The organism is Sphingobium sp. CECT 9361 (genome assembly GCF_918741285.1).
GTDB lineage: Bacteria > Pseudomonadota > Alphaproteobacteria > Sphingomonadales > Sphingomonadaceae > Sphingobium.
The window spans coordinates 18,080-39,459 of sequence record NZ_CAKKNC010000006.1 but is presented as its reverse complement, the minus strand read 5'-3'; the positions used below and the strand labels follow the sequence as shown (position 1 = coordinate 39,459).

Here is a 21,380-nt window from a genome sequence, read left to right as displayed (position 1 = left end):
GAAGAGTCCGACCCATGCCTCAGTTCTTCATCAACCGCCCGATTTTTGCCTGGGTGATAGCCATCGCGATCGTGCTGGTCGGGCTCATTGCCATCCCACAGCTTCCGATTGCCCGCTATCCAACCGTGGCGCCGCCGTCGGTCACTATCAATGCGAGCTATCCCGGCGCTACTCCGCAGTCGATGAACGACAATGTCGTCAGCCTGATCGAGCGGGAGCTGTCGAGTGTAAAGAACCTGCTCTATTTCGAATCTTCGGTCGATACCTCTGGTGAGGCGTCTATCACGGCGACCTTCAAGCCCGGCACCGACCCCGAACTAGCGCAGGTGGACGTTCAGAACAGGCTGAAAACTGTCGAACCGCGCCTACCCCAAATGGTGCGGCAAACCGGCGTAACAGTGGAAGCGGCCTCGTCGAGCTTCCTGATGATCGTGGATCTCTTTTCCCCGGACGGAAGCCATGACCCGGTCCAATTGGGCGACTATGCCGCGCGCAACGTCATTCCGGAAATCAAGCGGATTCCGGGAGTCGGTCGTACGCAATTGTTCGGATCCGAGCAGGCGATGCGGATCTGGTTCGATCCGATGAAACTGCTTTCCTACAATCTGTCGATCGGCGATGTCACCGCCGCTATAGCAGCTCAAAACATCCAGATCGCACCAGGCAAGCTTGGCGATTCCCCTGCAGTGTCGGGGCAACGGGTTACAGTACCGCTAACGGCCACCGGTCAGCTCAGCACGCCCGAACAGTTTGCTGCAGTGATTTTGAAAGCGAAAGCTGACGGATCGAGTGTCACGCTGGGTGACGTAGCCAGAGTGGAACTTGGCGCCCAGACCAGCAGCTTTTCGGTACGCAATAACGCCAAACCCAGCGCCGGCATTGCCATCCTGTTGTCTCCCGGTGCGAACGCCGTGCAGACACAGCAGGCCGTGGTCGCGCGACTGGAAGAGCTCAAGAGAGCCATGCCCCGCGGTGTCCAGGCAGCCGTCACATTCGATACCGCGCCTTTCGTCAAGATATCGATCGAGAAGGTTGCCACGACGCTCGTCGAAGCAATGGTGCTGGTCTTTCTGGTGATGTTCCTGTTTCTTCAGAATATTCGCTACACCTTCATTCCAGCGATCGTCGCGCCGATTGCATTGCTCGGCACCTTTACCGTGATGCTGCTCGCCGGCTTCTCGATCAATGTTCTGACAATGTTCGGCATGGCACTGGCGATTGGCATCATCGTTGATGACGCAATCGTCGTGGTCGAAAATGTCGAGCGGCTGATGGTCGAGCATGGACTGTCGCCGAAAGAGGCCACGATCAGGGCGATGGAGGAGATCACGGGTGCCGTGATCGGCATTACGCTGGTCCTGTCGGCCGTGTTCATCCCGATGGCCTTTGCGACTGGTTCTGTTGGCGCAATCTATCGACAGTTCTCGCTGTCCATGGCGGTCTCGATCCTGTGCTCTGCCTTTCTGGCGCTGTCGCTCACGCCCGCGCTGTGTGCAACGATCCTCAGGCCCGTTCATGGCCATCAGCAGAAGAACCGGTTCTTCACCGGGTTCGATAACCTGTTTTCGCGGCTGGTTGATCGTTACTGCAGCTGGCTTGGAAAGCTGCTGCGCCATACACGCAGGGCCATGGCCGGGTTCGCGCTTGTCGTCGGCTTGATGGTTATCGGCTTTACAAGCCTGCCCACCGCGTTCCTGCCCGAAGAGGATCAGGGTTATTTCCTGACAATTTTCCAGCTTCCGGCCGATGCCACCAAAGAGCGGACGCTCGACATCGTCAAGCGGTACGAGGACCATGCCATGGCACGTCCGGGCACCAAGGACGTGGAAACCATTCTCGGTTTCGGCTTTGCCGGTTCCGGCTCCAATGTCGGCATGGCGTTCACCATGCTAAAGGATTGGGGCGACCGTAATGGTGAAACGGCAACAGCAGAAATCGCAGCCGCGACCAAGACGATGGCCCATGTGCCGGAGGGCCAGGTCATGAGCCTGATGCCGCCGGCGATCGAGGAACTGGGTAATTCGTCCGGCTTCTCGTTGCGATTGCAGGACCGCGCCAATCAGGGAGAGGCAGCGCTGCTCGCCGCGCAGCGGCAGCTGATCGCAGCCGCCGCACAGAGCAAGTTGGTAACAGGCGTCTATTCCGAGAACCTGCCCGATAGCATGAGTGTAGAACTCGATATTGACCGCCAAAAAGCACAAGCGCTTGGTGTCTCGTTCGCGACCATCAGCGAGACCATCTCGGCTGCAATGGGATCGTTCTATATCAATGATTTTCCTGAGCGTGGACGGATGCAGCAGGTTATTATCCAGGCTGACGCGCCGTTTCGCATGCAATTGTCCGATGTGCTGAAACTTCAGGTCCGCAACGACACGGGCGGGATGGTGCCGCTTTCTGAAGTGGTGACCCCGAAATGGGGCCAGACGCCGCTCCAGCTCACGCGTTACAACGGCTATCCTTCGATGAAGATCGCTGGCACGGCGGCGCCGGGTGTCTCAAGCGGCAATGCCATGGCCGAAATGGAGCGGCTTGCAGCCCAACTCCCCAAGGGCTTTGCGATTGAATGGACCGGACAGTCCTTGCAGGAAAAGCAGGCCGGTGCAGAAGCGCCGATGCTGCTCGTGCTGTCGATGCTGGTCGTCTTTCTGGTGCTGGCTGCACTTTATGAAAGCTGGTCGATACCACTGTCCGTGATGCTTGTTGTTCCGCTGGGACTGATAGGCGCGATTGCGGCCGTCATGCTGCGCGGAATGCCCAACGACATTTTCTTCAAGGTTGGCATGATCACGATCATCGGCCTTTCTGCCAAGAATGCGATCCTGATTGTCGAGTTTGCCAAACAGTATCGCGAGCAGGGAATGAGTCTGACAGAGGCAGCGTCGACAGCGGCAAAAGTCCGGCTCCGTCCCATCGTGATGACTAGTCTGGCGTTCACCCTGGGCGTCGTCCCGCTGATGGTTGCTGGCGGTGCCAGCGCAGAGACACAGCACGCAATCGGTACGGGCGTGTTTGGCGGGATGATCACGGGGACTGTCCTTGCGGTGTTTTTCGTCCCCGTATTCTTCGTCGTGATTCTGAGCCTTGCAGACAAACTTGGGAAGCGCAGCAGGGCGGGGCAAAAGGGACGGCCTGCCCCCGAAAGGGAGTTCCTGGCATGAGATGGCGCACCACATCTCTTTTGTCGGCCGTGCTTCTTGCAGGATGTTCGATGAACCCCCGGCTGGATATTCCGGTAGCGCCTGTTTCAGCAGCCTTTCCGGGCGCACACGCAACCGATCTAGGTAACGCGGCGGAATTGCACTGGCGCGAAACGTTTCCCGACCCCCGCCTTCAGCGGCTGATCGCGCTGGCTTTGAATGAAAGTCGCGATCTGCGCATAGCCGCGCTCAATGTCGAGGCTGTGCGCGCGCAGTATCGTGTGCAGCGCGGCGCGGGGCTGCCTGCGATCGAGGCTAGTGCAGGTTACAGCAGGCAACGAACACCTGCCGCAACCGCAGGTGCATCGATAGGCGGTGGCAACACCAGCACAGGCCAAACCGGTTTCGAGTTCGAACAGTTTACGGCTCAGGCAGCGCTTACCAGCTTTGAGATCGACCTTTTCGGCCGGTTGCGATCTCAGTCTCAGGCCGCTTTTGAGCGTTATCTGGCCACCGATGAAGGGCGGCGTGCGACACGGATTTCACTCATCGGCGCGGTCGCGGATGCCTATGTCGACGAACGTCTGGCAGAGGAACAGCTAAAGCTGACGGAAGCAACGCTTCTGGACTGGCGCAGTTCGCTCGAAATTGCTCGCCGCATGCATGCGGCTGCGCAGAACAGCGGCCTGGATATCGCGCAGGCTGAGGGGCAAGTAAGCCAGGCAGAAGCCGATCTTGAAGGGCGCAGGCGTGCGCTCGCCCAAGCGACCAATGCGCTGACGCTGCTGGTCGGAAGTCCGCTTCCGCAAGATCTGCCCGCACCGCGCGCACTCGGGATGCAGGGCATTCGCACGCATTTGCCGGCTGGCCTGCCATCTGACCTGCTCATTCATCGGCCCGATATACGGCAGGCCGAGCATGAACTTGTTGCCGCCAACGCCGATGTCGGTGCCGCGCGGGCCGCCTTTTTTCCGCGCCTGTCGCTCACGGCAGCGCTTGGCTTTTCGAGCCTCGCCCTGGAAAATCTGTTCAGCGGGGGCAATCGTGCGTGGTCGTTCGTCCCGCAGATAACCGCTCCCGTTTTCCAAGGCGGCCAGATTCGCGGCAACCTCGATCTTGCAAAGGTTCGTAGTTCGATCGCGATCGCCAGCTATGAGCGCGCGATCCAGGCCGCGTTTCGCGAAGTCGCCGATGGGCTTGCAGGGCGCGCGACCTTCGACCGACAGATGGAGGCGCAGCGGCGGGCGGCCGCAAGCGCCGGGGCGCGCCTTCGTTTTTCCGCTTTACGCTATCGCGCAGGCGTTGATGGTCGGCTTGAGCTTCTCGACGCGCAGCGCGGAGATTTCGCTGCACGCGGGGCGCTGCTCGACCTCCAGCATGATAGTCTGTCCAATGCGATCGGTCTGTATCGCGCGCTTGGTGGGGGTTTAATTGAATAAGGGCTAGAACGTTGCGTGGCCCTGATTAAACCGGGCGCAAACCGGGGTCAGCGAAGACATTCAAATCCGCCGTCAAAACTGCATCCAAATGCGGGAAATAGCGGGACTGGATAAACGGACTTCAGAATATTGATTTCAGCGCGGACTATGGCTGATATGTTGGCGTTTATCGACCAAATCGGGCGGCCTATCGTATTTCAATACGGAATTTCGTCCATAATAAGCCGTTGATTCTGTTCATGACATCGGGCGTGACATCCATCACGCTCAACCCCCTCACATAGGTTTACTATCTGCATCGTGGACAAGTGATCTGTCCATAGGCCGGCGTTTTCCTTGGGTTCGCTGCTCCGGCTTTAATCAGCCACCGCACGCGTGATGGTGGCGATAAAAACACAACGAGAAAGTCAGAGACTGTGTCCGTCCACACAATGATTGTGGCGAGGGAAAGCTGCGTGCTTCGTTCACCCTGCCTCTGACGATGATGGACCAATCGCGCAAACGCAAAGCGCTTCGCGAAACGGGGGCGCATGCCCTCAAACAGGAGATCCAGCCATGGAAAGCAAAAGCGTAAAACCCACAAGTTTCACCATAGCGGTCGATTTCGAGGGACGACCTGACAAACCGATCCCCATAACGGCCTATCTGTTCGACCGGGCGGGCGCACTGCTCGGCTCCGCGCCCGTGGAAAACGGCAAGGCTCAATTGTCCGTCGAACGCGTGGCAAAGGGTGCCCGGCTATTAATCGGCCCGTCGTTTGACGGCAAGCGTGAGGCGCCGCCCTCGCTCCAGGCGCTGGAGCAGATGGATGCCTTTGAGCCGCAATGGCGCTTTGACCCGCAACGCCCGGTCTATGAGCTGCCGCCCATTCCGGACATTCTCTGGCCGCACTGGCCGCTGTGCATCTGCCGAGTGCGCGGACGTATCGTAAAACGCACCGTTTCGGCGGGCGGCGTGGTGGTCGAAGCGCCGGTCTGCAATGCGCGCGTTCATATTTGCGAAGTCGACCGGCTGCCGTTCATCCTCTGGCGCCTGCCCGATCTCGACATCATTCGTATTCGCGACGACTTGCTGGATATTCTGCGCCAGCCGATCCCGAAGCCGAAAATCCCGATTCCCGATCCCGGACCGCTCAACGATATTCGAATCGCCTCTATGGATGTTGCAAGCCTGCGCCAAAAGACTCAGGTCAGGCAGATTGTCAGCGGATCGCGGGGCGATAAGGTTGCATTCAATCCGCAGCCGGACCCGCCAGTAGACGCGCCTCTTCTCGCGGGCCGCTTCGGTCAGTCCTCTGCCTTCACTCAGCTTTCGCAGCCGATGCTTTCCAGCCTGCTGTCGGAATCGGTGACGGTGGTGCGCCGCGCGCTCGTCGACAATCTCACCATCATCCGCCCGTGGATTTGCCGCTGGCCCTGGTTACACCATTGGTTCTATCGCTGCGATGAACTGCGCGTGGTCATGACCGACGATGACGGCCATTTCGAAACGACCATCTGGTATCCCTGCTCAGGCGACAAGCCGGACCTGTATTTCTGGGTGGAATATTCGATCGGCGGCACATGGACGACGGTCCATCGCCCGCCCATTCCCTGCCATATATGGTGGAACTATCCCTGCAATACCGAGGTAAAGATCACGGTCACCGATCCGCGCGTTCCAGGTTGCGGCACCGGTACGGAGGTGCTTGGCAAGCAGATCGTCGTCAAGACGATCGGCCGTCAGGTCAGCATGGGCGAGATCAACCGCGAACCTTCGCTGGCTGACCCGTCGGCGGACCCCGCCAAGGCAGGAACTGTCAAGTCTGGCTGGATCGATGCGACGAAGGAGTCTCCTTTCGGCGCAACGCTCGAACCGCGCGTCGACTTTGGTGACGGATTGGTCCCTGCGAACATCACCCATTATCGCTGGTCCTACCGCACGCTCGGAAGCGCGTCCGAAGCTGATTGGACAGTGATCGATGCCCCTGTATCGCGGCATTACCGTGAAGCGACACCTCCGGGCGCGCCGGTCGTTTACAAATCGCTTCAGATCGGCCCCGCGCCGGGCGTGACGGGCTATTTCGTCGAGATCGACCCGGTACTGCCCGCTGGTGGCGAAGATTGGGAAATCCTCGACGAAGGGTTCGACCTCGCCAGCGCCTATCTGAATACCGAAGGGCTGGCTCCGGGAAAATATGAACTGAAGCTGGAGCTGTTCCGCAAGGTTGCCGGGGTAATGACCAGAGTCGATCTCACCGCGGAAGGCGTCGGCATCAACCAGATCGTCGATCCGGCACCGCTCACCGAAGGCACCTACGTCACACAGCCCGCCGTGCACGATCGACTGTTGCTCGACGGCGCCGGCCATGCAGTCGCTTATCGTCTGGTGCTGCATGTCGACAATCGCCAATGCTTCGGAACCATATTGCCGGTGACGGTGGCACCGGGCGCAAATGACACGCCCTGCGGTTTCCTGGAATATGAGCCCGGTGCGGCGGTCACAATCGCCTTCCGCGCCAGCCAGCCCGGAAACTATGCCAGCTTCGACTTCGACGTCGGCCGCGTCGCCACGCTTCTGCCTTCGGCAAGCGCGGTGGGGCATGTCGATGCGGCATCCGCAAACGGCTTCGTGCGAGCGGGCGATCAGTTCAGCAAGACCCTGCCGGTCGCGACATTGTTCACCGAGGCCCTGCCGGCCGGGCAAGCCCCTTGCATCCGGGCTGCTTTCGGCGAGGCCCTGCGCGTCTATGCGCTGGCGACCGACGGCTATGGCCGCCTTAGCCAGTTTGATGCGCCGCGCGCAGCCGACCCGGCACAGGTCTCCCTGCGTGCCTTCGCCCTCACTCCGGCTGACTAGGACGACGGCAAGCCAGGCGGGGTGAGCGGGGACTCTCCGACCATCCCGTCTGGCGCATTTCTCACCCATGAAAGGAGAATCATCATGAGTCTCACAGAAGCAGAAGCCGTTTTCGCCAGCGTTCACGAAACGGCGCTGAACGACCTCATCACCGCTTTTTGCACGGATCGTCCGCGCTATCTGGTTTATGGATCGCCCAGCTTCGTACCGGTCACCACCGTTGCGGAAACGGCGATGCCCGGAATCCCCTTTCCGGGCATTCCGGGCGGCATCAACTGGCGGATACGCCTTGGCGTTCCCCGTATCGACTTATTCAAGCAGACCGATCCGTTGCCGCCGGAACTGGTCTTGGGGCCGGGCCAGTTCAGCGGCAGACTGGATGCGGAACTCTGCATTGATTGCCGCAAGATCCGGATCGATCCCAAGCCGCCGCGGCCGAACAGCCCGACGTATGGCGACAATCCGAACAATCCGGACAAGCCGCGTGATACCCATCCGATCGCGGAACTGACCTGTTTCAAGCTGCAAGTTTTCCTGATCGGCCATCTGGAGCATGTGATGGCGTCGAACGGAGAGGATGCGATCGCACTCGCGGTCGATCAGGTCGAGATTGTCGATATCAAGCCCACCGACCTCGAATCCTTCCTTGAATGCCTGCTCTTCATGATCCTGCAGGCGGTGCTGGCGGAAATCCGTCTGCCGCTGCGGGCCTTGCGCGCAGGCGCGTTCCAGCTCGTTCCCACGGTCGGCCCGCTAATCGAGGACGATCAGATCAAGATGCGCGGCACTCTTTGAGCGCTGCGGGCAAGGAGATATATCATGGCAGAGATTATTGCGGCGCTCGATGAAGCGGGTGCCAACACATTGCTGGACACGGCGATCAGCCTCATTCCCCTACAATCGGACAGCGGTTCGGGCAGCCTGGGGCCGTTCGTCGCCAGCTATGCGGTCAGCGCAAGCCTGACCAACGGCGATGTCGACCTCATTCCACCAGACATCATCCGGATCGACGATTTGCGGGTCGATTGGGATATTAATTTCAGCTTTGGCATCGACCTGAGCACGATATTGCCGGACTTTTGCCTGCCGCAGGTGTGTATCAACATACCCTGTGTCGGCAGGGTCTGCACGCCGAAGATCTGCATCGACTGGCCGACGATCAGCATTCCAGTGCATTTTGCCGATTTCATCAAGGCCGATGCCGATTTCCGGCTCGACATCAGTCTCGTTGGCGGCGTCTGGAAGGTGCAAGCGGTAATCGTCGGCATCCCCAACCTGCAATTCGGCGCAACCACAGCAGCGCTGCTGGCGGCAATCGGGTTGGCGGTCACGCCGATCCTGCTGGCCATCCCGTTCATCGGGCCGTTTCTGGCGCTGGCGGTCAACGCGATATTGCTGGCAATCGGCATAGCAGGTCTGGCCGGTTTTCTGGGGCCGATACTGACGCCCTTCGTAAGCGGGATCAAAATCCCGATCTACGATCAACCCCAGCTCTTCCCAGTGCTGCCTGCGCAAAGCGCCGTCGATCCCCAAGTCGATATCGTCATCGACGCCATCGCCGCCTCGGTCGCGCACAATGGCGCCGAGGATGAACTGGTCCTCACCGCCGATATTTCGGCCTGACAGGAAAGGAATTTCATCATGAACATGAACCAGAATATCTTCGACAGCCGCGCCATCCGCCGCACGGATTGCTATGCCCAGCGGTTCATGCGGCCGGGGAAATATCCCTATCACATCCTGCCTGCGGGCACAGCCGCGCTCAATGACGACCGGCCCTATATGATTGTCGTCAAGGACGGCGATAAGGCTGGCGAGATGAAGCAGCATAATGTCTTCATCAAGGGACGCAGCGCACAATATGCGCCCGACAACAAGGAACTGACGATCGATGTCGGCGATTTGGTTCTGTGGAACTGCGTCAGCGCCGATGTCCCGCCCTTCGTCATCGCCGGCGATCACGAGTTTTTCGACAGTGGCCGCCTGACCAATGAATGCGGCTATAGCCACGCCTTTGGACATCCCGGCGAATATAGCTGGAAAGACGCCTATGGCAGCGGCATTGGCGGTGTCGTCAAGGTCGTCGATCCGGCATGCAAATGCGAGGCTGACGTCCGGAAATGGCGGGCAAAGCTGGGCGACGGGACGATCGTCATGATCGCCGACGGCAAGGCTCAGCCGGACAAGGTCGAAATCGTGACGGGGCAGACCGTATTTTTCGCGGTTGTAACCTCGCCAGGCATCTCGATCACGGATGAGCGCTTTCTGGAGAAAGCCTCTTCGCACTGTTGAAGCATGCGGTAATGTACAGCTCCTCCGTTGCGCGCGGGGGAGCTGTTTACTGCGTCAACCACGTCCGGGAATGAACGATTAGTGCATTCCGGACTATGACCGGACAGGATAGAGCACTGAAAGCGATATCTGTACAGGATGGCTTCATCCATGAATTTCGGGATGATCAGGACCGCTGCTCCGTTGCACTTGACGGTAGGACGGCTATGCCTGTCCCCCGCATGAAGACGCTTTCCTCCAGAACCGACGAAACGGCAATCGCCGCGGTAGCGAGCGCCTTTGCCTGTTCGGACGAAATCGCGGCAATGGTCGCGCGCGCGGGGAGGCTGAACAACTTCCGTTCGCGCAGCGTGATCCTGCGGCAGGGGGACGTTGTCGGTCTCGCCTATCTTATCGTGTCGGGCTTTGCCAAGGCGCTCTTTTATTCTGTCGACGGCCAGGTGATCTTACTGCACGAATATCATCAGGGCGAGCTTTTTGGAGCCCTCGAAGAAGCGGACCGAACACCGCAGGACGCCGATGTCATTGCCGCCGGCGATGTCACTGCGCTGGTCATAGATGCCGGTGAACTCGCCATGCTGGCCGAGCAGTTCGGATGTATCGGTCTCGCGCTTTCCCGTATGCTGCTTCATCGTCTTCGCAAGACGACCCGCCGGATGTACGAGCGTACGGCGCTCAGCGCGGTTGGGCGCATTCATGCAGAACTCCTCCAGCGCGCGCGGGAAAATGGCGATATGACAATCCGCCCTACGCCCGTGCTTTCCGAACTGGCGTTGCAGGTCGCAACCACAAGGGAAACCGTGTCGCGCACCGTCAATGCTCTCTACCGCCGCGGATTGATCCGCCGCGACGGCGACGGTCTGGTCATCGTCGCGCCCGACCGGCTGGAAGAAATGATCCTATAGGTGGGGACGCAAGGAGAATAGCGGGATCGGGAATTCGCCATTGGCGGGTGCGAATTCGCCGACCAGCTCAGCGATGCAGTTGCCGGGCGACTGGAGGATGAGCGTCGCGGCGAGATCTTCCGTGGCCTGAAAACCACCGTCCATCGAGGACGCGCACGCGCCGCAGCAGGCGGCAATCGAGTGCGCAGGCAAGCGCTGCTTCCCGGTAAAAGGGTCGAAGATTGGCAGGCCGACGCAAAAATCTCCTCCGACGGCCCAGCCTTCCCGGCTCAGCTTCGCTCCAGCATCCATAGCATCCTGCGGGTGCTGAAACGTCAGTATGAGATATTTGCCCGACCAGAATGGCGGCATTGCCGGATGCAGACCGGCGACCGCTTCGTGAAGGCTCGCCAGTTCGCTTTCGGACGGTAGGGCATCGCCGGTGGCTTCGCGCGATCCAATGGCCAGCATAGCGAAAGCGCGTTGCGCTTTTTCCTCCGGCTCTGCGTGATGATGGTCCACAAGGATGTTTTGCCGTGAGGCCGTGATCAATCGCTGGCGCATCCCCGCCCGGTTCCAGGCATCGGCAGCCCGTGTCGTCGATGCGCCTAACGCCGTGTGCGGCTGGTCGGGATCGACCACCAGACACTGAATCGCTTCGCTCTCCAGCCCTTGTGCGTGTCTGATAGCCAGACCCATCGCTATGATGGCAGCGGTGTCGATCACCGCCTCGTCCGGCAGACTATCCAGCGGACGCACTGGGCGGATCATTTCGGCCCGTTCCAGCACAACGTCAAAGCGCTTGCGCCATGCCGAACCGAACGGATCGACCGAACGCGCCGCGAACGCCTCGACCCCTCCGGGCAATATCGCATGAACTTCGGCACCCGCTTCCAGCAAAGCCTCCGCGATGATGATATCTGCTCCGGCAGCAAGCGCCCCAAATCCGAAGCCAATATTCTCTTCCGCGATCATCCCGGCGATTTGCGCCAGAAGCGCGTCATCCGTCGCTTCCGCGCTGAATGACATATGACCGCTGAAATGCAGCGAACGCGGCGGCCGCAGCGCATCGAGCCATTCGCTCGACGCCTGTTGCGTTCCCAGAATCAGGGCGAACTGGCGGAGGGTCGATGCGTGATCTTCCCACGCTCTGGGTGCAAGCGCGATTGCATCCCTCAGCGTCGCGCGGGCTTCCGGCTCCCTCCGCAGCAACAGGAGTGCTTCGGCGATGGTGGCGGCATGATAGTAGGGCGTCTCCGGCTCATCGGGATTGGCCTTGATCCTGTCGATTGCCAGGGTCGCCAGCATGCCGGCCTTGCTTTCATTTCCGGCCAGCATCGAAAGGGTTGCCGCATTGATGAGCGGGTAGCTCGCCTGCCCGATTTCAGCGGCGTGTTGATAGGCCGCCGCTGCTTCACGATAGAAGCGCAACCTCTCTTCACCGGCGGAACGCAGCGCAAAATCCTTAAGCAACCGCCCCTTGAGGCTGAGCGCGCGCGGATCGTCGTCTTGGCGATCGAGCCCAGCCTGCTGAAAAAGGCGCCAGGCATGATCCAGCGCGCCTGCCCGTGCATATGCGATTATCGGCAGCAGCAAGGATCGCCGTTGTCCGATGCTCACAGACCACTCGCTGACGAAGCGATACCCGGATCAAGCGAATGCATTCCCACAATTAACTCATATTGCGAATTTTGGGGTCGAGGATGAAAGGCAGGCGCCAGCGGATAGGCTTCCCGTCGCTATCGGTTTTTTCTCCGAAAGCGATCAGTCCCAGATTGAACTGCAGCTCCCGATCGTTGGGACCAAGGGGGGCGATAAGGAATTCGAGATCCCGTGCCGGTTCGGAAGAGGGATGAGAAACGCGCCGCAAATATTTCTGCGAAGTCGCGCATCCCGCGGTCACATCCTCTTCGCCGGTCATGAACACCAGATTATCCTGCAGGATCACGACACGGACGCTGACTTCTTCCGCCTGTCCGCCGGTAACCGTGGCGGTATTGATATCGAACGGTCCCCATCCGTCCCTGTCGCAGCGTTCCGGGACGAAGCGGGCGACGGGGTTAAGCGGGTCGATATTTTGCAGGATCATGATGATCTGCTTTCTAGATGACGACTCGTCTTTGTCGGATGGAGCAATAGGAAGAATCTGGCTCGACATTATAACCTCCGTTCGGTGTGAGTGGTTGCCTGTGCGTTCATTTTTTTCCCCCACTAATATTGTCATCGCTGAATTCGGCCGAAAAATCGATGCCCCACCGTGGAGAAAACTGTCCTTTTACCGCGATATCGGCCAACTGGATGCTCGGCTTGCGCCGCTCCAACCGAGCGGTGAGAAGTTCGCAAAACTGTCCGATCTCCGCGTCGCCACGCGCTGTGGCAGAAGTGCAGTCCGCTAGCAGGCGGCTGCATTCCCGGCGCGCGGGAGGCGGCAGGGACGGAGCGTTGCGCAGGATCGCCTTTGCCAGAAACAGGCCGGTCGCTATCTGCTGCTTTTTCAGATTGTCATTGGCCCGGTCCATCGCCGCCAGCTCGGTTGCCCTGCGATAGGTTTCCCGCAAGCGCTTCTCCGCTTCGATGGTGGCGCCCGAGTCCAATTCGACCAAGGCAGTGCCCATATCATTGCTGAGCCACCCGCGCCTATATTGAACATTGCGGGGATATTTTACGATCAGGTCTTTGAGAATATCGGCCTGCCGCTGTCGCTCGGCCAGAGCATCGGCATAGCGCTGCTGGGCGCGATAAGCGTCGGCGATCCATCCATGGGAATCGGCGATGTCCCATTTTACGCTGTCGTCCTCCGGCTTCATGGCCAGCGCTTTCTCGAACCGGATCAGCGAGGCGCGGAACCGTTTCTCGGCGGCGGGCGCGTCTCCACGATCGCGCAGCAATAAAGTGCCAAGATTGCTCGCCGCATAGCCCGCCTCCATCAGCCAGTCAGGCTTTGCGGGTTCCTGTTCGACGAGCTGGTTCGCCAGTTGCTCATAACGCTCGAACGCCTTTTGAGCCGCCGTGACCCGCTGGGTGCGCCAGGCGATGAGGCCAAACCAGAATTCACTCTGGGCGTGGGCGTAAATGCGCTCAGGATCGTCACGATCCTGTTCCAGCAATCGTCCGGTGGTGCGCGCCGCTTCCTCGAACTGGGCAAGCGCGCGGACGAAATCGCCGCGTTGTTCGTCATCCTCGCCCATAGCCAGCAGGATGCGCGCACGCCGTTCCAGCGAGGATACTGGCAGCCGGTCGAGATCCTGTCGCCGGTAATGGTCAAGCGCGCGGCTGTTGACTGCCGACAATATGTCCAGCCTGCCGACACCTTCCAGCCGTTCACGCAAATCGGTAAGCATGAATTCTATCAAACCTTCCGCCGAGGCCCGTTGACGCTCCGCCTCATAGCGGGCCTGAACTGCCATGATTGTTAACGTCGATAATATTGCCACAGCCAGCAGCGCAACTATCGTGACAGTCGTCACGCGGCGCATTTTGCGTTGCGCATCGCGCTGCACCAGATCGCCCAGTGGAATGTCCACCAGTCCCGCCAATAATTTGAGCAGGCCGAGGCGCCGGCCGTCTCCCTCCGGCCTCAGATCCGATGCGAGCGGTTCATAGGGGGCAAATGCCTCGCCCGTCGCAATCGCAGGGGGAAAGGCCGTTTCGGGCGATCCGTCGACCAGCGCGAGCAGAATCGGCCGTTCGGGGTGCAGCGCTCTGAATTCCTTGATCTCCCGGTTGACCCAGGCGGAGGCAGCTGCATCGGGTGAACAGATGACAAGCAGCGCATGCGAAGCAGCTAGCGCCCGTTGCACCTTTTCAGGCAGGGATGATCCGGCGGACAGCTCTTCCCTGTCACGAAAAATCGGAACCAAATTGCGGGGCAACCGGCCGAAGCCGGTCATCTTGCCGACTAGCCTTGATGGGAAGCGATATGTTTCCAGCTTCCTGTGAAGCCATTTGGCGATCGCCTCATCGCTGTGGCTGTAGCTTATGAAGGCGTAATAGTCGTGCCCCATCGATACCCTGTTCATAAGGACAACACCGCAAACTTGCACATATGTTTCCCAAGCGCGATTATGACGCCCGCGAAGGCTGTCTATGAAATATAATAATTCGCGTTATTCGTTTATGCCAATGCCAGACCTTGGGCATGCCTATAAAGCTAATTATGTTTCACAATCTCTGCGGTGTTATGCTGGCAGCAGCGGTCCCATACAAGCTACGACGACTGTTTGCCCCTCCGGTTATGGAATGGCAGCGCAAATCCACTATTTTATAGTGTCCGGCTTATAGTGTCCGGGAGCCGCGATTCCGAAAACGCCCCTTCCTATCATCCACACCCCCACAGACCGAACCCGAATGTATGGCAGATACTGTCGGCGGCTTTTGCGCTGCGAACGACGGCAATGTTGGGGGCAGCGGTCGTCACCGCAATCGACTATCCTTGCCGCCGCGACGATTAATGTGCCAGTGGACCATGGCTTTACCGCGCTGTTTGACTGAAGCTGGTGCATGATTGCGGAGGCGGGCATCGAGGGGTTCAGACGTCCGTACGCTATGCCGGAGCGCTGATGTGGAACAGCGCACGCTTCGCAAAGCTTTCCAAAGCAAGGACCGGCTGATCGCGCTAGCGATCCGTGGGCGTGCGAAGACGTAAACCCTATTATCCAATGACGCCGGTGCGGCTCACGCCATTCGTTCGCGCGCAACCTTCTGTAATACGGTCAGCGGCATCGCACCCAAGGTGAGGACGCTGTGGAATGCTTTGGGGTCCCAGCGTTTTCCTGCCTTGCGCTTGGCTTCGTCGCGTAGCTCCGTCCATACCGTATGGCCGATTTTGTAGCTGCAGGCCTGGCCGGGCCAAACGGTATATCGGTCGATTTCGCCCTGGCTGCGCCCGCGCGCGATGCCCGTGGTGGCGATCAGATAGTCGGTCGCCTTTTCCCGGCTCCACCGCTTCACATGCATGCCGGAATCGACCACGAGCCGCGTTGCCCGGAACAGTAAGGATTGCAGGTAGCCGATCTGACCCAGCGGATCGCCATCGTACATGCCCATTTCGTCAGCGAGCTGTTCGGAATAAAGCGCCCAGCCTTCGGAATAGCCGGAGTAGAACCCACGGCGCCGGATCAGCGGTATCTCGCTGCTCTCCAGCGCAGACATGACTTGCAGATGGTGGCCCGGCACGCCTTCATGATAGCTCAATGTCGCCAAGCCGAATTTGGGCCTGTCGAACGTGTCGCGCAGATTGATGAAATAGATCGCAGGCCGTGTCCCGTCGAGTGAGGCGGACTGATAATAGCCGCCGGGCGCGCCTGCCTGGATCGCTTCGGGCACCCGCCGCACTTCGACCGGCGCCTTGGGCAGCACCGCAAACTGTTCGGGTAGACGCTTCGTCATTGCCGCCACCTGCGCGCGTAGTTGCTCCAGCAGAGCTTCCCGGCCCGGATCGGTATTCGGATAGAGTTGATCGGGCCGCTTGTTCATCGCCACCAGCCGATCGCCAACGCTGCCGGTGGTCAGGCCTTGCGTCTTGAGCAGGCCATCCAGCCGCGCGCCGATTTCGGCCACTTGTGCAAGCCCAAGCTTATGAATCTCATCCCCGGTCATATCGGTGGTCGTGGCCGCGCTTGCTGCAGCGGCATAATAGGCATCGCCGTCCGGAAGCCGCCACACGCCTGCATCATGCACGGCCTTTCCGCGCAGTTCGGCGACCAATGCGCGCTGCCGATCGAGGGCCGGGAACACTTGCTCGCGCATCAGGCGCGCAACTGTCTGTGCGCGCTCGGGCGGCAGTTGCGCCGTTTGAAGTTTCGCGGCCAGATCGGTCGCCGGTCCAGTCGCTTCGGGTGCCTTGTCCCGCACCGCAGCGATCTGCTTCAGCGTCGTGTCGAGAATATAATCGGGGGCGAACACGCCCTTAGCGGTATCCTGGCGCTGTCGCTCGGTCTCCGCATCTATGACGCCTGCAAATGCCTCCACTCGCTGAACATAGGCATCGGCATCGCTGGCATTTGCCACGCGATGCTGGTTGGACAGAAAGTCCGGTACGTCGCGATAACCGCCCGTCAATTGTGTCAGCACATAAGGCGCAAAACGACCGGCGCTTGCACCGAAATCATAGCGCTCACCGGCCTGCACGCGCTCCAGACTATATTCGACAATGTCGTAATCGAGCTTCGCTGCATCGCCGAGCGCGTCGCGGGGGATCGATCGGAGCGCGGCCAGCTCCTGTTTCGCACGGATGAACTGGCGCTGCTGGCCTGCACGGGAGGCGTCACCCAGCTTCGCCTTCAACCCGGCACGAGGGCCGACATCCAGCCCCAAAGACGTTGCCTGCTCAGGATTATCTTCCAGACGGGCGTAGAAGAACTGGTCCAACATCGCGCGCAAATCGGCATCGCGCAGGCCGCTAGCGGCTTTCGCGAAATGCGGCACAGCGGCAACGACGGTTGCTACACTGACGGATGCGAGAAATTCACGACGATGCATGGGTGCTCCTGGATCGGAATGGATTGGGCAATACTGCTGAACAGAGAAGATTGCAGTCCGCCACTGGCTTTGTCGAGACAAATCGGTGTGTTAGCCGATATTCCGCTACAGGCAGTGTGCCCTATGCTGTGCCTGGAGCGCTCAGTTCCAGAATCGATAAATCGGGTCCGTGCGCCCCTGACTTCCTTGCAAATCCAGCGGGGCGTACATGCCGCTGTCCATCTGGCGCGTGCTCTTGTCGGTCCGCGTCCAGTCGCAAACGAAGCTGCGCTCGGCAAATTTCCAGATGCCCTCGCGACGGGTGAAACGGTCTATATAGCGTCCGCCGGTCAATGTTTCGGTCTTGTCCGCATCGGCACCCGATGTCGAAGCAACGGCGATGACATAGGTCTCCGCAACGGCGCTGTCACCGGCCACGTCGATCCACTGATTGGCGATGGAATGGAATGTCTGTTCGAAGACTGTCGCAACGATACGACAAATTTCGCCCGCAAATTCTTGCCCGTTGCCGTTGAAGGCACCGCTGACAACCGTGCTGTCATCATGGAAGATGGATTTCAGCAGCTCGACGTCCGCCCGGTCGACACCACGGCAATAGGCCATCGTCAGATCGGCGATCTGTTGCCGGGAAATGACTTCGTCGATCACTTGCGTCGATACCGTGTCGGTTTGCGTGTTCATGTCGTGGTTTCCTGATCCATCCTGTCGGTTCCGTGCAGCGGCCAGCGCCAGCAGGGCGATGCCCGTATCGGCGGATCCCTGACCCCCTGTCGGAACATGCGCGCTTAACGGAGAAAGCCCGCTCGCTTCCCAGCTCCCCGGCCAGTTTGCATTGGTATCGAGCACATAGGTGCGGTGGGACAGTCTCCACTGCGCATCGCGTCGTTCATGCCGATCGAGATAGCGTCCGCACACCAGCCGCTGCATCATCGCGCCGTCACTATCGGGCGCCTGCACATAGGCCATGATGTAGCTTTCGGAGCGTGCGGTGTCGCCATCGAGACGGATCCACATTTGCGCCGTGCGATGCAGGGTGACAGGTTGGCCCCGCTGGGCATCCGTCAGGATCGTCGCGAACGCCTGTGCCGGACCGGCATAGAAGCGATAGTCCACCGTTGCATCCGGATGATAGCAGTCCGCCAGCAATGCTGCGTCGGCGCGGTCTACGCCACGGCTATGCTGGGCAAGGCGTTGTGCGATAGCCTGAATATCGGCAATCTGGGCAATGGTGGTGGGGGTGCCGGTCATCCCATCGTCTCGCCATTGTCGATGACGATATGCGTGCCTGTGATCTGACGCGATTCCTCCGAGGCCAGGAACAGGACCAGGTTCGCGACATCTTCCGGCTGGCCTTGCCCTTGCGCATGTACCTGATCCAGACCTGCTGCATCGGCGGGTAACTGGGCAAGTGCCTGCTGCGTCATCGGGGTATCATGTGCGCCCGGTGCAATCGCGTTGACGCGAATGCGATACCGCTGTTCCTGACAATGCACCGCGATACTGCGGGTCATGGCGATGATCCCCGCCTTGGCCGCCGAATAGGCGGGAATACTGCTGATCCCCTTGAGCGCCGCGATCGATGCGACGTTGATGATCGATCCGCTGCCAGTCTTCGTCATATGGGGAATGGCCGTCTTGCAACCGAGGAAACACCCTTCGACCATCACCTGCATCTGAAGCCGAAAATCCGCCAGTTCGGCGTCCTCGACTGTGCCAAAGCGCACGAGACCGGCGTTGTTGACCAGCACGTCCAGCTTGCCGAAATGATCCAGCGTTTTCGCAACGACGTCCCGCCACTGGCGCTCGTCCCGCACGTCATGCTGCAAGAACAACGCGCCGGGAATGGACGCGGCAGTTTCCGCGCCCATGTCGCCCTGTACATCGGTAATGACGACCTTCGCGCCTTCGGCTGCCAGCAACCGCGCGTCGGCTGCTCCCAATCCCGACGCGCCGCCCGTTATCAGGGCAACCTTTCCTTCGACACGACCCATCATATATCCGATCAGAAGTTGAACGTGGCCGAGCCGCCAAACTGGCGGGGCGGGGCATAGCCGGCAATGCCGCCATAGCCGGGGGAGTCGTACACCGTTGAAAGATAGCGGGTGTCGAGGAGGTTCTTCGCCCACAATCCCAACGACCAGCTACGACCGGCTGGGTAGTAGGTTATCGTGCCGTCGACGACATGGGTTGGCTGTATCTTCGACCGGGGCGTGTCGAGGATCGCGGTATAATATTTGCTGGCTGTGTAGGCATAATTCACATCGGTCACCAACTCGGCACCATTGCCGACGGGTACGACAAAGTTGGCACCGAACGAAGCATTCCACTTTGGCGCATTTTGCAGGCGAAAGCCTGACAGATCGAGCAACTGCCCGGACACGGCATCCGCGAAGTCGAACTGCTTATATTTGGCATCGAGATAAGCGAGCGATCCGCGCAATGTCATGCCTTCCACCGGGACGGCAGTCGTTTCGAATTCGAAGCCTTTGATCTCCGCCTTGCCCGCATTCAGGATACGATTGCCCTGCGTGTTGGTGGACCGGTCGAAATAGATCTGCGCCACCTGAAGATCGCGATAATTGGTGTAGAAGACCGACAGGTTGGTCCGCAAACGGCGATCCAGGAAGTCGGCCTTCAACCCGACTTCGAATGTATCGACCGTTTCAGGATTGAAAGGGTTGGCACCGTCCGCCGGCACACCCACACGTCCGGTAAAGCCGCCCGATTTGAAACCGCGTGCCCAGCTTGCATAGACGAGCTTGTTCTGGCCCAGATCATAGTCAGCGCCCAGCTTCCACCCGACATTGTTCCAGCTTTTCGTGCCGCCGGTCGTAAACGCGCCGATGATGAAATTGCCGTCACTGGTATAGTTCGCACCGGCAGGGTTGCCGATGCTGGTCTCCAGCGTCGGCGCAGAGGTGGTCTTCTCATGCGAATACCTTATACCCGCCTGTAACTTCAGTCGGTCGGTCACCTGCCAATATGTCTGCGCGAAGCCGGACAGAGAATAATTGTCCTGATCCTGCGTATTTATCTGCAGCAGTCCCGGTGCCGCAAATTGCAGGCGATAGGCCTGAATATGGTCGTAGTGGGTCTTGAGGTAAAAGCCGCCGATCATCAGGTCGATGGCATCGTTGACCTGTATGTTGGACCGTAATTCCTGACTGAACTGCCACCCTTCGGTGCGGCGGCGGGTGTCGTTCTTGAACGCGGGCGTGCCATCCTGATCGGTAAATTCCAGCAAGGTGAAATGCTTGTAGCCGGTGATCGATGTCAGATCGCCGATGGGCGTATCGCGATAATTCATGGTCAGGACGCCGCTGTAGGTGTCCATGTTGGATATGTCGGGAACGCTGTTATTGGCACCGAGATATTTTTCCGGAGCCTGACATTGCCCGCCGCTGATGCACGGGCTGGTGTACATCCCGTTCAAGCCCGGCTCTTCGAAGATCGCTTCCCCACGGTAAGAGCCGTTGATGACGATCGGCGAGCCGTTGCGCGCGTTTACATATTCGCCCTGCAGTGTCGCATCGAAGTCCGGACCCGGCGTAAAGCGCAGATAGGCGCGCACGGCGTCCAGATTCTTGTGGCCCATGTCCGACCCGTCGACGACGTTGGTGACCCAGCCCTTGCGCTGCGTATGGATGCCCGCAACCTTAAGGGATAGCACGTCCTTGACCAGCGGTGCCTCGATGGACCCGCTGATATCGAAGCGGTCATAATTGCCATGAGCGCCCTTTATGAAGCCGCCGAATTCGCCCGTGGGTTGACTGGTCACGACATTGACGACGCCGCCTGTCGTGTTTGCCCCGAACAGTGTGCCTTGCGGGCCGCGCAGCACTTCGATGCGGTCGACGTCGTACAGGTCGAGCAAAGCACCCATGCTGAAGAACTGCGGTATCCCGTCGACAACGATGGACACGGTGTTGCCTGCATAGGGGTCAGGCTCGATCACGCCAATGCCGCGCACGGTGAAGACGGCGGTTTGAGGAGTGTTGGCGAAATTGTCGATCTGCACATTGGGGATCGTGCCTTGCAGCGCCTGCAGCGACGTCACTTGCGCGTTGCTCAGACTTTCGCCACCGATGGCCGTGACGGAAATAGGCACGCTCTGAAGGTTTTCGGACTTTTTCTGCGCCGTGACGACGATATCCTGCAATCCGCTGGACTGATCGGATGCCGCTTGCGGGTCAGCGGGCGCTTCCTGCGCTGCTGCGGCACTTATGCTCAGCGCCATCGCTGAGATCGTCGATAATAGCGCGCCGCTCTTTGTCGCAACATTTCCTGCAAGCGTCATAATCCATCTCCCT

General features: G+C 59.6%; 14 protein-coding genes. 7 read left to right on the top strand and 7 right to left on the bottom strand.

The genetic code is table 11. The features are described from left to right. Positions 1-14: 14 nt before the first annotated feature. The 7 genes from LQ220_RS10575 (at position 15) to LQ220_RS10545 (ending at position 10,611) form a co-directional block, all read left to right on the top strand. The gene (locus LQ220_RS10575; RefSeq protein ID WP_230188262.1) at positions 15-3,158 is read left to right on the top strand and encodes a multidrug efflux RND transporter permease subunit; all 3,144 of its coding nucleotides are present in this window, start codon (positions 15-17) and stop codon (positions 3,156-3,158) included. Then, the gene (locus tag LQ220_RS10570; protein WP_290369032.1) at positions 3,155-4,576 is read left to right on the top strand and encodes an efflux transporter outer membrane subunit; all 1,422 of its coding nucleotides are present in this window, start codon (positions 3,155-3,157) and stop codon (positions 4,574-4,576) included. The genes LQ220_RS10575 and LQ220_RS10570 overlap by 4 nt, the downstream gene beginning before the upstream one ends. 555 nt (positions 4,577-5,131) lie before the next feature. Continuing rightward, complete coding sequence (locus LQ220_RS10565) at positions 5,132-7,414, top strand: hypothetical protein (protein WP_230188260.1); 2,283 nt, start codon at positions 5,132-5,134, stop codon at positions 7,412-7,414. A gap of 84 nt (positions 7,415-7,498) precedes the next feature. After that, positions 7,499-8,209: a hypothetical protein gene (locus LQ220_RS10560; protein WP_230188259.1), complete on the top strand. Its 711-nt coding sequence runs from the start codon at positions 7,499-7,501 to the stop codon at positions 8,207-8,209. 24 nt (positions 8,210-8,233) lie between these two features. Beyond that, positions 8,234-9,037, top strand: a complete 804-nt coding sequence (locus tag LQ220_RS10555) for a hypothetical protein (protein WP_230188258.1) — start codon at positions 8,234-8,236, stop codon at positions 9,035-9,037. A gap of 18 nt (positions 9,038-9,055) precedes the next feature. Continuing rightward, positions 9,056-9,706 carry a hypothetical protein gene (locus LQ220_RS10550; RefSeq protein ID WP_230188257.1) on the top strand — a complete coding sequence of 217 codons (651 nt, stop codon included), beginning with the start codon at positions 9,056-9,058 and terminating at the stop codon, positions 9,704-9,706. A gap of 206 nt (positions 9,707-9,912) precedes the next feature. Beyond that, positions 9,913-10,611, top strand: coding sequence for a Crp/Fnr family transcriptional regulator (locus tag LQ220_RS10545; RefSeq protein ID WP_230188256.1), 699 nt, complete (start codon positions 9,913-9,915; stop codon positions 10,609-10,611). On the opposite strand, the gene LQ220_RS10540 is transcribed toward LQ220_RS10545, so the two are convergent. The 7 genes from LQ220_RS10540 to LQ220_RS10510 all read right to left on the bottom strand — a co-directional run bounded on the left by LQ220_RS10540 (position 10,606) and on the right by LQ220_RS10510 (position 21,367). Then, a complete protein-coding gene (locus LQ220_RS10540; RefSeq protein ID WP_230188255.1) occupies positions 10,606-12,210 on the bottom strand; it encodes a TRAFs-binding domain-containing protein in 1,605 nt (534 codons plus the stop codon). The two genes, LQ220_RS10545 and LQ220_RS10540, sit on opposite strands and share 6 nt — an antisense overlap. 52 nt (positions 12,211-12,262) lie before the next feature. Further along, positions 12,263-12,679 carry a hypothetical protein gene (locus LQ220_RS10535; protein WP_230188254.1) on the bottom strand — a complete coding sequence of 139 codons (417 nt, stop codon included), beginning with the start codon at positions 12,677-12,679 and terminating at the stop codon, positions 12,263-12,265. Positions 12,680-12,785: 106 nt separating this feature from the next. Further along, entirely contained in the window at positions 12,786-14,609 is a 1,824-nt protein-coding gene (locus LQ220_RS10530; RefSeq protein WP_230188253.1) for a toll/interleukin-1 receptor domain-containing protein, read from the bottom strand. A 655-nt stretch (positions 14,610-15,264) separates the two neighbouring features. After that, positions 15,265-17,070, bottom strand: coding sequence for a DUF885 family protein (locus LQ220_RS10525; RefSeq protein WP_230188252.1), 1,806 nt, complete (start codon positions 17,068-17,070; stop codon positions 15,265-15,267). A gap of 141 nt (positions 17,071-17,211) precedes the next feature. Then, positions 17,212-18,318 carry a nuclear transport factor 2 family protein gene (locus LQ220_RS10520; protein WP_230188251.1) on the bottom strand — a complete coding sequence of 369 codons (1,107 nt, stop codon included), beginning with the start codon at positions 18,316-18,318 and terminating at the stop codon, positions 17,212-17,214. After that, positions 18,315-19,064, bottom strand: a complete 750-nt coding sequence (locus tag LQ220_RS10515; protein WP_354957538.1) for an SDR family oxidoreductase — start codon at positions 19,062-19,064, stop codon at positions 18,315-18,317. Before LQ220_RS10515 ends, LQ220_RS10520 begins: the two co-directional genes overlap by 4 nt. Before the next feature lie 8 nt (positions 19,065-19,072). After that, on the bottom strand, positions 19,073-21,367 hold the full coding sequence (locus LQ220_RS10510) for a TonB-dependent receptor (RefSeq protein WP_230188250.1): 2,295 nt from the start codon (positions 21,365-21,367) through the stop codon (positions 19,073-19,075). Between the last annotated feature and the right edge of the window lie 13 nt (positions 21,368-21,380).